Consider the following 13,275-nt stretch of genomic DNA (forward strand, 5'->3'; position numbering starts at 1 on the left):
CCACCTTCGGGTGGCGTTTCTGTTTGTATAGCGAAATTACGGTTAAGGCAGTAACCCGCCACGAAAGGATACGTTACACTGGTCGTCCGCGACATCAGGGTAATGAACGTGCAAGCAGAAAGTTACCAAACGATTTATGGACGCGCCTGCGAGCGCAAAGGTGGCGAACAGGCGCTTGAAGGTCTGTTATCCAAACCGCTTACTCATAAAGCGCTGGCACAGCTTGGCGATGATCGCTACCTGGCAGAATTCACCCGAAAGGTTTTCCAATCCGGGTTTGTCTGGCGTGTTGTGGATAACAAATGGTCCTCCTTCGAAGAGTTGTTCTGGCATTTCGATATCGAAAAGCTGCTGATGATGCCGGACGAGATGCTGGAGCGGAAAGCCGCTGACCCGCGCATCATCCGGCACTTGAAAAAAGTCTGGAGCATTCGCGACAACGCCCTGATGATCAGCGATGTGCAGCGCGAACACGGCAGCTTTGCCACGTTTATTGCTGACTGGCCAACCGATAACATCATCGGATTATGGCAATACCTGAAAAAGTACGGTTCAAGACTGGGCGGCAACACCGGCCCATACGCCCTGCGAGCACTGGGAAAGGACACCTTTCTTCTCAGTCGTGATGTGGAAGGCTACCTGCGCGCGCACAAAGTTATTGATGGCAGCACCAGCACAAAACGCTCCCGGCAACAAATCCAGGCATTCTTTAACAGGCTTCAAGAGGAAAGTGGCCGGTCATTGTCTGAACTCAGTCGTCTGGTTGCCTTAAGCGTCGGCGACAACCACATACAAGCCGCCCAAACCAAAGAGCTGGTACACCCATAAGGAATCCGCGATGACCAACCTGCTGACAATCCTGCTGATTCTCTTCGCCGTTCTGGGCGTACTGGTCATGGTACTGGAGAAGTATGCCAGGCCCGTATCAGCAGAAGCGCAAAGCAGGATGTCCAGCATTATCATTGTGCTGGTTTTCATCCTGCTTGTCGGGCGACTGTTAATGGAACTGTTTCAAGGCTGATTCCCTGAAAGCCATCGCAATTCAAGCCACTTGTTCAAAAGCGGCAATATCGTCCGGCTTCATGACCGTCAGAGGTTTTCGTTCAATCAATGACTGTTGAAACATGGCTTCTGCCAACGCACCGATACGTGTCGGACGATACCGGCGAATAGCAGGCAATGGAATGCAGGCAACCAGGGACAGGGCATAAAATCCGACTTTTTCTGCCGGCCGGAATTCATTCCGCTCACCATGCAACAGGGAAGGTTGATATATCACCAGAGAATCCAGCCCCATGGTTTTCAGGGTGTCTTCCACCTCCCCTTTCACCCGCATATAGAATGCATGGGATCTGGCATTCGCGCCATAAGCGCTGATCAGGTGCAGGCGAGGTTGAGGATTGGCAGACATCCACTGTGCGAGGGCAATCACATAATCATGATCGACTTTACGAAAGGCTTGCTTTGAACCTGCCTTCCGAATGGTCGTGCCAAGGCAACAGAAAACTTCATCAATGTGTGGAAGTCCCGAAAGCTGGCTCAATTCATCGGGTGTGACCTGGTATTCAGAGACTTTGGGGTGTGTTGCCCATTGGGTAGGGCGATAATGAACAATAACAATCTGTGAAAAGTGATCTGATGCCAATAAACGCTGCATCAACTGCGAGCCTGTTGCGCCGGTAGAACCTACAACTAACGCGATACGTGGGTTCAGTGTTGTCGTCATGGTCACGTTTTCTTTCACCGCATATAAACCGGAAGTGCATTTATAGTATTAGAGTCAATGCCAACATTATATATTTATGTGCATTTACAATGCATTCTATTGTGTCGTGATATTAGAGGTCAGTGACATCAACATCTTTTTCAGTTGCCAGTTCCCGAATCGCTTTTCTATAAGCGGCAACACTGTAAGGAAGATGTGATTTACGTGGATCCATACCTAAATATTTAACAATAAGTATACAATCCCCATTTGATTTATCCACCAGATAAGGATTCCCCATAACATTGGCTTCTTGATGAAATATTGTGTAAGTTTCCTTTATTCTTTCTTCAGAAAAATCAAGCTTGGCCATCGCGGTTTTCAATATAGAACTGTATACATCGTTCTCAATATCTCGCTGACTTCTTCCCTGTGCATCTTGGGCTAGAATAACAGTCTTCGCCTCATCTTTGGCATATTTATAAAGTTTCTCCTTTACACTATTTATTATCCTACTCACTTTTTCATTATTCATAGCGAGACCTCTAAAAAAGCCAACTTTAGAGTAATCGAAAAAGGCCCGATAATAGGCTCCAACAAGAGATAAAAATTTATTTGACTGCTCTTCAGTTTCTATTAATGCATCAAAAAATTCCTCACCATCTACTACTTCTACATTGGTATTACCTGAGTTATTCACCGCTGAAGGTTCGGCACCTTCCTCAACAGCCTCATTAAATTCGTCCGGACTGTCATCGTTACCAGCGCCACAACAGAAACACCGATATAAACATGACTTAACTTTCTCCCACAACATCACAATAGCGGTGTGGACTACCATGCAAAATGCCCTGAATTTTTCACAGCACGTCATTTCTGGATTATGATCTTCCGGTTCTACGGATTCTTCTGGTGTTGTGTATGCACTGGAAAGCTGTTGAAGTTCAGAAACTTGAATATCGTTACCCTGATCAACCTGTTCCGTTGTACCTGTATTGGTCTCAGATAGATCCTGATTCACAGCTGCATGCTCAGGATCAGGCATACTTTCTGTTGCTGCCAAGCCTTCACCCTCATTATCACACTGTGCATTAATTTCAGGGATTGATACTGGCTGTGCGCTTTCCCCATACCACCAGGTGTTGAATGCCTGCCTTGAATGGGTGATCCATGCCTTTAAATGGGTGGGGGAAGTTTCATTACAGCTGCGACTGCTGACAGACACGGGTACAGCAACATTACTATCGCCCCCGGCTGTATCAGTCAATCCCTGATGTGCTTCGACAGCCACAACCGACACAGTACCACCAGGGGTTACTGCGGTTGTTAGACCATTGTTGGGTTCGCTGCCATTTGATAGTGGTGTGGATGCTCTTTGACCATCCATAGCAGAGCTAAACATTGATAAAACCTTGTGTTACCTAACAGAGTCAGTATGGAATGCTGACAAGATGGAAGCACTAACATCCGTGTCAAGAATAAGTAACTACTAACCCCCCTGCATTATGTTTCTTTCAGCTAAGACCCTGTTGATAGCAGTTTTATAGGCACTGGTTTTATAAATCAATTCTCGTTTCCGAATTCCCCAAAAACAAATAACAATTTCACAGTATCCGTTATCCTTATCAACCAGTCGCGTCTTACCTTCCCTGTTTTCATAACAAAATTTTTGGATGCCTTGTAATTTTTCCTCATCCATTTTCAATCGGGTCACAACGTGATAAAGGATTTCTGAATACACATCATTTTCAACCTCCAGAATTGGAGTCGGTTGGCGGCCTTGCTCTATATCTTCCGTTACCCATCTGGCAGCTTCATCTATCACATAATCCTGCAATGTATTTTTAATCGTCAAGAGTGTTTTGCCAATTTTTCTTATATTCAAAAGAAGCCCTCGCTTAAACCCATATTTCACACAAGGATGAAAGGCATTCGCCAGTGTTTTTATCAATAATTCTTTTCTTGGATCATCACCCTGTTCACTCGCATTTAATTGATTCAGGCGTTTTGCCTCAGACCTTACTAATTCAACGCTCCGTTCAAGCTCAAGCAACTCCTTGTCATCTTTTGACGTTATACAGCAACAAAAACATCGAAACAGACAATAAAAAACCGTCTGACAAATAAAAGCAAAGATCACACATAAATTATCACACCAAATGCTACATCGCTCACAGCACGCATTAGATTCTTCTTTCGATAACAGGCTACATTCAGACAAGTCATTCAATCGATTATCTGTCGTCATTTGCAACTCCATTAATTCTTCACGTTGACTGACCTCCTCTTCATTCCGCCTCAAAGATTGTTCAACACTCGAATCATGTTTTTTTTTAAGAAGGATACGATTAAATTTCTCTTCAGCCTTATTTTTAATATCATTTGTGGCAGTATGAACCGCTGTTAACAGCTGATTTTTTATTCGTGTTCCAGGTTTCTCATTGCGAACGTGTCTTGTTTGTATGGGAATATCTGGCGTATTGCACCCCGTTTCTGTAGTAGATAAGCCAGTAGTTGCAGGTTGTTTTTCGTTATCAACAGGATATGAGTGGTTTTGAGCGTCTACTTTCTCGTTTCGCTCTGCATGGGAAGACTGTTGAGTTCCTCTACTTGAGCAGGTAGATGGTACAATCGTCTGGAGCATCCGCTATATAAACCCTTCATTTGCGTTAAACCTGGGACAGTAACCTCATACAAAACACCTGGAACCACGCCGCTAAAATCCCCATTCAACCTTTTGCTTAGAGAACGGCAATCCTCTTTCCTCGACGATAGTAGCCACTGCCTTTTCCATAACTTCAGCTCTACAAGGTAAATGGATTTGTTTCACGACTCCGAACCAACTATGAAACTCAAGCATGGATTTATCCCCAGCCTCTTTGAAGACTATCCCATCTTCCTTTTTATCTTTTCCCAGACGAAACAGGTTGTATGTTTCGATGACCCGTTCATCATCCATATTCAGCCCCCTTAATACAACCGTAAGAAAATCCGTGAGCACGTCATCTTTGATCGCGTCAAGCGACCTGTTGTCTTTAGCCTGTTTCTTTTGACTTACGATATCGAGATACTCATTTAATTCTTCGCTTAATTCTGCCGACCCCATAATTTTCTGAACCTGATCACGTTCAGGTTGAAGTCCTTTTTTAAAGCCTTTCTCAGCGTAGGACTTAAATGTGTGTACAAAGGTATTCAGCAGTGATTCTGCCAGGTCACGAGCACGCAGGGTGTCTTTATGCCGATTGATAGCCGCTTGTTCTTTAATCCTTTCACACTTTGTCCGATGAGTTGAATCAGTATTATTGCGGCTGTCATGCACTAACGTTGAGGTCTGAATATCCCCCTCAGAGAGCACGCCTGCTGTATTCACACACGCTGAATCGGCATCCGGATGCTCATCCCCATTTTCCTCATTATCACTCTCCGATATACCGAGAACATGCATTAACTGAGGATTCACTTGATACAGGTGTGGCTTTGCAGCCAACAATGAAAATCCTTTTTTATTGGCTAAGGTTTCACAGAACAAACCCTGCATAAACTTCCATGAAACCTTAATAAACAGGCCCACCTTATCGAAAATCGATACCACCCAGCACATTGACTCCAACGATGTTACGGGGCTGGCCATTCGCCTGTTTTTCAGATCAACCCTGAATGTTAGCTGTGCAGGTTCATGGACAGTCGACGATTTCTGCCGTGATGTTGCTGTGGATAACGGGTCTTGAGCTTTTACGGGATCTCTGCCTGCGGATTCAGCACCAGACTCATCATCATTTTGAACAGGCTGCGCAGTATGATGACCATTCGCGATACCTGGCAGTGAGTAATAATGACTGTCCCCACTGACAATGGAGGGAGCCACGGCTTCATCAGCATCGTCTGCCTGATCATTCTCATGAGTCTGTGGAATAGGCTGTGTCTGCGTATTATCGCCTTCCTGACCCAGCCAGTGTCTGATGCGCCCGGGCACCAGGTAACTGACGCCATGCCACCATCCTCTCCCAGCCTTCTGGTCACTGCCCCGGGTCTCAGGAGCACCAGGGGCTGCCCCCTGTGCGGCTGTTGAAGAACATCCCCGCTCATCGACAGGTACCGACGCAGCCCTGCTACCACAGGAATCCGCAAAATGCGGCGTCACATCAGCACCGGTTTCCGGGTCCGCTGAATCAACAGATGACCTTGCCGTTACAAAGGAAACAGTGGAACAAATAGAGTCAGCAGCCATGACATAACAACCTGATTGCACTTAAATTTATCCGGTTATTATGATTATCCCGTGTCAGCTTTCACTAACATCCCTGTCGTCAGGGCTAACATTCACCCAACAAATCAATAATTATTCATACACAAAGATGCCGGGCTTCAGATCAGGCTCACTGGCACCCAGCCTGCGTCGTTATCGCGCTTTGTCCAGGGCACACCGTAATCCTTCGCCGACCGCCTGCAGCGAACAGTCAATCCGGATTTCATGGCCCAAAACCGTCTTCTCAACCTTGCGGCTCATATCCTTGTTTTTATCCTCCGTCGCACCGAGGAACAGCTTCCGGATCGCCAGGATGCTCTTTCGATCCATGGATTTGGCCAGGATGGCCTGTGAAACCAGGTGCGCTGCCGCCGAATCCCGCTCGCTTTCAGCAAACTGCGCCAGCCAGTCCGCCAGTGGCTTCTGGCAGGCATTCATATCCTTCATCAGGCCAGGCCCATAGCGCAGCATATTGATCGGTCCACGGACAGCTTTCGGAATCAGTGCAAATACATTGCCCAGCTCATCAAGCAGGTCCGTGGGAATATCCCGGTAAATATCGTCCGTGCCATAGTCTGTCATGCGAAGGGAGTTATCCGTTTTTTAAATGAATCGTCACCGGCAAACAGGATAATGCCATCCCCCTGTGACAACAAGGCGCTACACCGGCGCATTCTCACAAGGCGCCATCCGGGCATGGACATGCTCAATAATGCGTTCCCGTAACCAGACATGGGCACTGTCATTGTCATACCGCTCATGCCAGACCAGCAGGTACGTGACCGGTTCCAGGGAAAAAGGCAGGGGACGACGAACCACCCCATGATGCTTCAGGGCTTCACGGGAGAACAGATCCAGTGCAGTAAAGACCAGATCACTGTGCTCACAAATGCTCAATGCGGCATAAAAGTCTGGCACCCGTACCGTGATATTACGGCGCAGGCTCATCTGGTCCAGACGATAATCAAGTAGCCAGTAGTCCCTTCCCTCGCAATACACCTGTACATGGGATTGCTTCAGATAAGTGTCCAGATCCCATTCAGGTTCAGACAAGACCGGGTGTCCCTTGCGCACCAGGCAGACATTTCGGTCTTCCGCCAGCTCGCGATAACGCAGAGACCGCGGTAAGCCCGACATGCCATAGGTCGGGTTGTCTGTCACTTCCCTGGCAATCACCGCCAGTTCAATCCGTCCCTGCTGGAGTTGGTTAATGGAGTCCGGCTGCCAGTCATAACAATTCATTGTCACCCCGGGCGCCAGCGTCTGGATGCGGCCAAACAGACCGGCCAGCAACACCGGGTAGGCGCTGCCAATGCACGCCAGCATGAAGTGCCGCTGGGAGTGTTCCGGTGAAAAGGTTTCCGGTTCAACGGCCGTCATCAGCTGCCGCAGCGCCAGCCTGACACCACCTTCCAATTGAATGGCCCGTGGCGTCGGCTCCAAACCGTGGGGGACGCGAACAAACAACGGATCATCGAACAACTCCCGCAGCCGGCCCAGCAGCTTGCTGATTGCCGACTGGCTCAGATGCAGGCGCAATGCCGCCCGGCTGGCGCTGCGTTCTTCCAGCAGCGCAATGAAGCCAACCAGTAATTTCAAATCAAGGCGAAACAGACGATCCAGGGACATGACAACTATTCCAAAATGGAAAACACGACGACAGGTAATTTCATTAGGATTCATATCATAGCGATCGTATCATTCCCGGCAATAAAAGACGTTCGCCTTATATTTCCTGGAGACTTCCTTGCCACAACGCAGTTTAATGGGCGTGCTGATTCTGCTCGTGCTGTTCAGCCCGCTGGGGGTGGATATTTACCTGCCTTCTTTCAACACCATCATTGAGTCTTTCAATACCACCGCTGACAAGGTTCAGTATACGCTCAGCCTGTTCATCCTGAGCATGGGTATTGGCCAGCTGGCCGCAGGCCCCCTGACCGATCGTTTTGGACGACGTCCTGTAGCCATCGCCGGCATCGTGATGTACATGATCAGCTCCCTGCTGATTATTCTCTGCCAGACGATCGACCAGCTGATCATCCTTCGCATGCTGCAGGGCGCCAGCGCCTGTTGTACGACCACCGTTGCGTTTGCCGTGGTACGCGACAGACTGCCTCCCCGTGAAGCAGCGCAGGCCTACAGCTACCTGAATGGCGCCCTCAATATCGCACCGGCGCTCGCCCCCAGCCTGGGTGGCGCACTGGCGGCTGCTTTCAGCTGGCAGGCGAATTTTGTGTTCCTGGCGCTTTTTGCGCTCGCCAGTCTGGCCCTGGTCACGATGAAACTGCCGGAAACCCGGCCGGATCAAACCAGTCAGCGTCCGTTCCGGTTAATGGCCAGTTATCGTGAACTGCTGGGACACCGTGCCTTCGTGCTGAACAGCCTCTGCTGCATGGGCGCCATGGCGGTGATTCTCAGCTATGTTTCGTTTGCCCCGCAGATCCTGATCAGCGCCATGGGCATTTCTACGACAACGTTCGCCCTGCTGTTCGGCGCCAACGCCCTGGTGATTATGGCGGGCAGCTTTGCCGCCGGACGCAGTATGTTCCTGCTGGGAGAATCCGGCTGCATGATCATCGGCAGCATGATGATGCTGACCGGCGCGACGTTAATGGCAGGGGGATACTGGCTGCATATTCACACCGCCTGGTCATTCATGGTACCGGTGATGATTGCCTGTTGCGGGTTCGCCTGGCTGCTGGGCGCCGCCACCAGCCGTGCGCTGGCTGATTTCCCCCATATCGCCGGCACAGCCTCAGCCCTGCTGGTCTGTATCCAGATGCTGGGGGCGGCGCTGATCAGCATTCTGGCCCAGGCCACGCCAATCGGACACCGGCTGATGCTTGCCATCCTGATGCTGGCGATGGCCGTCTTCGCCTGCCTGGTCACGGTCATGAGCAAAGAGTCAAAAAGCAGCACTGGCCATGTAGAACCCGTCACAGGTTAATCCCCCCTCAACCGCCATGGCCGCTATCTTTCAGCGGCCATGGCCACCCGTGAAAATCCATCGCTCTTCGACGACAAAATACGCATTGACTTCATCCACACCTTGCCCTTAGATTGCCAGTGTCTTATTGATACGAGCATTACCTGAGTGAACATCACGCTCAATCACGATTCACTGAAATACCGCACCGCAGGCCAACACCTGCCTGTTCGTATGTCGTGTCTGCCCCAGAACCCCATGGATAAGCAGTACGACACCATTATCAGGATCAGAAACCGCAGATAGCCTTAACCACAACCCAAACTGACCGCAGTCTTCGACTGTAACGCAACACGCGTCGTTGGGGAGTAGTCGCCCGCCTCAAGTGGGACCGTTGTCGTCAACACGGAGCAATCCCGGCAACGGTTGAGCCTCACAAGCTTTGACGAGACCAGCACCACACTAGCCATAGTGCGCGATTTCGTGCGCGCCAGATTTTGACGGAGCTATACCGTGCTGAACCATTCCTGGCCGATTATCGGCTTTAACGTGTTTGTCCTGGCCATGCTGGCCGTTGACCTGTACCTCCACCGTGACAACAAGGAAGTCTCCCTGCGTCATGCGCTGGGATGGAGTGCCGTCTGGGTCGCCCTGGCCGTCGCCTTCAACCTGATTATTTTCTTTTTCTGGGGAACGCTGGAACCGGGAAGTACACTGTCCAACCATGAAGCTGCACTGGCGTTTGCCACCGGCTACCTGATTGAGAAGTCCCTGAGCATCGACAACCTGTTTGTCTTCGCCATGATCTTCAGCGCCTTTGCCGTACCGCGCGCCTTCCAGCACAAGGTATTGTTCTACGGTGTCGTCGGTGCGCTGGTGATGCGGGGCATCATGATCCTGGCCGGTAGCGCCCTGATCGCCCGTTACCACTGGGTGCTGTACGTCTTCGGTGTCCTGTTGATCTTTACCGGCATCAAGATGGCCATGCACAAAAACGACGAAAACAACGACATCAGCAACAGCCGCTGGCTGAAGGCCCTGTCACGTCGTCTACCGATGACCGATGGTTTCCGTGGCGCCGCGTTCTGGGTACGGGAACATGGCCGCTGGATGGCAACACCGCTGCTACTGGTGGTCCTGGTCGTGGAACTCAGCGACCTGATGTTTGCCATTGACTCGATTCCGGCCATCTTCGCGGTAACCACCGATCCGTTCCTGGTCTACACCGCCAACGTGATGGCAATACTGGGTCTGCGTTCGCTGTTCTTCGTACTGGAAAGCCTGATGGATCGTTTCCATTACCTGAACTATGGCCTTGCGGTCATGCTGAGCTTTGTGGGTGTGAAGATGCTGCTGCTGGATACCGCGTGGGCGATTCCGACACCGGTATCCCTGCTGGTCATCGCCTCGGTATTGGGTGCTTCCATCAGTTTTTCGCTGCTCCGGAAACCAGCGGTTGTTCCGGCCATGACGCTGCCTCCGGTAAACGTCTCCATGCCTAAATAATCGCCGAGCGAATCACCAGCCCGATCCACAACCGCCAGCCACTTATGCTGGCGGTTGTTTCTCTTCCATCATCGCGGCGACCCGGCACTCCTTCCAGAGAATCTGCAGGGCTGTCCGGCGGCGCATTGTAAGTCGTCTTACCTGAACCATTCGTAACACGACAACAGGGCAGTTGCAGTTATTGCAGGAAAGGGCATGCTTAGGGCTTTGCCTCATGCCGGAAGTCTTTTATGTCTGACGCCCGATTCGTCCATGGCGGGCTTATGCGCCATATCGTTGTCATGTCGTCTACCAGTGCAATCGGGCTGATGGCCCTGTTCCTGGTCGACCTGCTGGATATGTACTTTATCAGCCTGCTGGGGCATGCCGAGCTGGCGGCAGCTGTCGGGTTTGCCGGCTCACTGGTATTTTTCAATACCTCGGTATCTATTGGCGCCTCGATTGCCATGGGTGCCCTGGTATCCCGTTCACTGGGTGCAAAGGATATGGCTGGCGCCCGTCGTTTTGGTGCCAGCGCCATGTTGTTTTCCCTGATCATCGGATCGCTGATCTCAATGCTCATGGTGTCCAATGTGGAGGCTCTGCTGGCCTTGGTAGGCGCCAAAGGGCTGGTCGCCGATAAAGCTGCCGATTACCTGTGTATCCTGATGCCCAGTGCCCCTGTTCTGGCCATGGCTATGGCTGCCAACGCAGCACTGCGCGCCATCGGTGACGCCAAACGCGCCATGCTGGCCACACTTGCCGGTGGTATCGTCAATGCCATCCTGGATCCCCTGTTTATATTTGGCCTTAATATGGGCATTGAAGGCGCAGCGGTCGCCTCAGTGGTGGCGCGTATCAGCATTTTTGTGATTGCGGCCTATGGCATGATTTACCACCACGGTTTGATGGCACGACCGCGTTGGCAGGATTTCCAGTGCAATCTGAAACCTATCGCCGTTATTGCCCTGCCCGCGATTCTTGCCAATATCGCCACGCCGTTCGGCAATGCCTTTGTCACCCGGTTTATCGCCGACTTTGGGACTGACTATGTGGCCGGTTTTGCGGTCATCGGTCGTATTATTCCTGTGGCATTCTGTCTGCTGTTTGCCATCTCCGGCGCTGTTGGCCCGATCATTGGTCAGAACTTCGGTGCCCAGCGTTTCGACCGGGTACACCGAACCCTGTTCGACGCCCTTACGTTTGCCGCCCTCTACAGCCTGGTTGTGTCCCTGATTCTCTGGCTGCTGCGCGACCCTCTTATCTATGTGTTTGGTTTACGTGGTGATTCCGCAGAACTGTTTGCCCTGTTCTGTCCCTGGATCGCCATGAGTTTTGCGTTTAATGGTGCGCTATTTATTGCCAATGCGTCGTTTAATAACCTGAATCGTAGTTATTGGGCGACATTATTGAATGCAGGGAAAGCGACCATTGGCACCATTCCGTTTGTGATCTTTGGTGGAAACACCTTCGGTGCCGAAGGTGTTTTGATCGGCCAGGCGGTTGGCAGCATTTTGTTTGGTATTGCGGGCTTCCTGTTGGCCGCCAGACGGGTGCATCAGCTGAAAGTCTGCCACGAACGGAAAGAGGAAGAAGCGGTGATCGAACCGGCCATGCCACTGACACCGTTCTGTTCATCCCGGGCTTACATGATGGAAGATGCCCAGCTTGAGGCAGAGGCTGCGGAAGATACTGACGCAAAGCAACTTTGAAGAAATAATATCAAAACTATACTACCGCAAACGTCTATTTAACCAATGAGGTTTGCGAATGAACGCGGATATTGTTAATCAGGCCAGTGACTGGGTCGCCCGCAACGACGCGATAATACTGCAGTACATTATTAACCTGGCGGCTGCGCTGCTGATTCTTCTGGTGGGTTATATCGCTGCCAAAATGATCAGCAGCACCATGGTTCGTGTCATGGAAAAGCGCCGGGTGGATGTCACCATTACCCGTTTCTGCGGCAATATCACCCATTACGCCATCCTGACCTTTGTGGGTATTGCCGCACTGGGTCGTATTGGTGTTCAGACTGCGTCTTTCGTCGCCATCATCGGTGCCGCCGGCCTCGCCATTGGCCTGGCGCTGCAGGGTTCCCTGTCCAACTTTGCTTCCGGCGTCCTGCTGATCCTGTTCCGCCCACTCAAGACCGGCGAATACGTGGAAGCAGCGGGCACTTCCGGTACCGTGGAATCCGTCCAGATCTTCACCACCGTGCTGATGACACCGGATAACAAAATGGTGGTTATCCCCAATGCCAATATTCTCAATGGCAACATCATCAACTATTCCCGTACCGGCACCCGCCGGGTCGATCTCGTCATTGGTGTCAGCTATAAGGCCGATCTCGCGCAAACCCGGACTGTGCTGCAAAGCGTTCTGGAAAAAGAGAGTCGTCTACTGAAAGAGCCTGCAGCCACCATTGGCGTCAGCGCACTGGCAGACTCTTCTGTGAATTTCGTTGTACGTCCCTGGGTTAAAACTGAAGACTACTGGGATGTCTACTTTGACCTGCACGAGAACATCAAGATTGCCCTGGATGAAGCCGGTATAGAAATTCCTTTCCCGCAGATGGATGTTCATCTGGAGAAAGTAGCGTAAAAACGCTAAGAAATATTCCCCTTTGCGATAGCAAGGGGGAATGACTGACACAGACAAGTATTTATCAAACAGAATAATTACAGATCTAATTATTACGAAACAGCATTTGTTATAGTAAAAACGCATTACCCCTCTCTTATCTAAAGAGAAAATAATCGATTTCCACAGTTAGCATTCAATTTTATTTAATCTCGACAATAGACACAGAAAAATTGAAATATCATAAATACTATATACAGAAATAAGATCTCTGCCTGATAAACAAACAATCTTATAATAAGAAACCTCAAATAAAAAAACTGTAGATCA

Annotated in this window: 12 protein-coding genes; 6 read left to right on the forward strand and 6 right to left on the reverse strand. The window is 50.4% G+C overall.

From position 1 onward, the window contains the following. The first annotated feature begins 102 nt into the window (after positions 1–102). Positions 103–828: a DNA-3-methyladenine glycosylase I gene (locus tag AC27K1_RS17760; protein ID WP_487152134.1), complete on the forward strand. Its 726-nt coding sequence runs from the start codon at positions 103–105 to the stop codon at positions 826–828. A gap of 10 nt (positions 829–838) precedes the next feature. Beyond that, complete coding sequence (locus AC27K1_RS17765; RefSeq protein ID WP_487152135.1) at positions 839–1,021, forward strand: hypothetical protein; 183 nt, start codon at positions 839–841, stop codon at positions 1,019–1,021. Between the two features lie 21 nt (positions 1,022–1,042). Here the strand turns inward: AC27K1_RS17765 and AC27K1_RS17770 are convergent, their stop codons facing one another. The 6 genes from AC27K1_RS17770 to AC27K1_RS17795 all read right to left on the reverse strand — a co-directional run bounded on the left by AC27K1_RS17770 (position 1,043) and on the right by AC27K1_RS17795 (position 7,580). Beyond that, the gene (locus AC27K1_RS17770; RefSeq protein WP_487152136.1) at positions 1,043–1,726 is read right to left on the reverse strand and encodes an NAD(P)H-binding protein; all 684 of its coding nucleotides are present in this window, start codon (positions 1,724–1,726) and stop codon (positions 1,043–1,045) included. Between the two features lie 112 nt (positions 1,727–1,838). Next, entirely contained in the window at positions 1,839–3,107 is a 1,269-nt protein-coding gene (locus tag AC27K1_RS17775) for a hypothetical protein (protein WP_487152137.1), read from the reverse strand. Between the two features lie 87 nt (positions 3,108–3,194). Further along, entirely contained in the window at positions 3,195–4,349 is a 1,155-nt protein-coding gene (locus tag AC27K1_RS17780) for a hypothetical protein (RefSeq protein ID WP_487152138.1), read from the reverse strand. Positions 4,350–4,421: 72 nt separating this feature from the next. After that, a complete protein-coding gene (locus AC27K1_RS17785; protein ID WP_487152139.1) occupies positions 4,422–5,933 on the reverse strand; it encodes a hypothetical protein in 1,512 nt (503 codons plus the stop codon). A gap of 171 nt (positions 5,934–6,104) precedes the next feature. After that, positions 6,105–6,533 carry a hypothetical protein gene (locus tag AC27K1_RS17790; RefSeq protein ID WP_487152140.1) on the reverse strand — a complete coding sequence of 143 codons (429 nt, stop codon included), beginning with the start codon at positions 6,531–6,533 and terminating at the stop codon, positions 6,105–6,107. Between the two features lie 78 nt (positions 6,534–6,611). Continuing rightward, positions 6,612–7,580, reverse strand: coding sequence for a LysR family transcriptional regulator (locus tag AC27K1_RS17795; protein WP_487152141.1), 969 nt, complete (start codon positions 7,578–7,580; stop codon positions 6,612–6,614). 118 nt (positions 7,581–7,698) lie between these two features. Here AC27K1_RS17795 and AC27K1_RS17800 point away from each other — a divergent pair, with 118 nt between their 5' ends. The 4 genes from AC27K1_RS17800 to mscS all read left to right on the forward strand — a co-directional run bounded on the left by AC27K1_RS17800 (position 7,699) and on the right by mscS (position 12,966). Next, positions 7,699–8,898, forward strand: coding sequence for a multidrug effflux MFS transporter (locus AC27K1_RS17800; RefSeq protein WP_487152142.1), 1,200 nt, complete (start codon positions 7,699–7,701; stop codon positions 8,896–8,898). A 492-nt stretch (positions 8,899–9,390) separates the two neighbouring features. After that, positions 9,391–10,383, forward strand: coding sequence for a TerC family protein (locus tag AC27K1_RS17805; protein WP_487152143.1), 993 nt, complete (start codon positions 9,391–9,393; stop codon positions 10,381–10,383). A 230-nt stretch (positions 10,384–10,613) separates the two neighbouring features. Beyond that, entirely contained in the window at positions 10,614–12,074 is a 1,461-nt protein-coding gene (locus tag AC27K1_RS17810) for an MATE family efflux transporter (RefSeq protein WP_487152144.1), read from the forward strand. A 58-nt stretch (positions 12,075–12,132) separates the two neighbouring features. Beyond that, positions 12,133–12,966, forward strand: coding sequence for a small-conductance mechanosensitive channel MscS (mscS, locus tag AC27K1_RS17815; protein ID WP_487152145.1), 834 nt, complete (start codon positions 12,133–12,135; stop codon positions 12,964–12,966). Positions 12,967–13,275 lie beyond the last annotated feature (309 nt).

The organism is Kistimonas ophiarachnellae (assembly GCF_057552235.1).

Bases quoted from the DNA above. Each gene is read 5' to 3' on its own strand.
- AC27K1_RS17760 (WP_487152134.1), top strand. From the start codon at position 103: ATGAACGTGCAAGCAGAAAGTTACCAAACGATTTATGGACGCGCCTGC.
- AC27K1_RS17765 (WP_487152135.1), top strand. From the start codon at position 839: ATGACCAACCTGCTGACAATCCTGCTGATTCTCTTCGCCGTTCTGGGC.
- AC27K1_RS17770 (WP_487152136.1), bottom strand. From the start codon at position 1,726: ATGACGACAACACTGAACCCACGTATCGCGTTAGTTGTAGGTTCTACC.
- AC27K1_RS17775 (WP_487152137.1), bottom strand. From the start codon at position 3,107: ATGTTTAGCTCTGCTATGGATGGTCAAAGAGCATCCACACCACTATCA.
- AC27K1_RS17780 (WP_487152138.1), bottom strand. From the start codon at position 4,349: ATGCTCCAGACGATTGTACCATCTACCTGCTCAAGTAGAGGAACTCAA.
- AC27K1_RS17785 (WP_487152139.1), bottom strand. From the start codon at position 5,933: ATGGCTGCTGACTCTATTTGTTCCACTGTTTCCTTTGTAACGGCAAGG.
- AC27K1_RS17790 (WP_487152140.1), bottom strand. From the start codon at position 6,533: ATGACAGACTATGGCACGGACGATATTTACCGGGATATTCCCACGGAC.
- AC27K1_RS17795 (WP_487152141.1), bottom strand. From the start codon at position 7,580: ATGTCCCTGGATCGTCTGTTTCGCCTTGATTTGAAATTACTGGTTGGC.
- AC27K1_RS17810 (WP_487152144.1), top strand. From the start codon at position 10,614: ATGTCTGACGCCCGATTCGTCCATGGCGGGCTTATGCGCCATATCGTT.
- mscS (WP_487152145.1), top strand. From the start codon at position 12,133: ATGAACGCGGATATTGTTAATCAGGCCAGTGACTGGGTCGCCCGCAAC.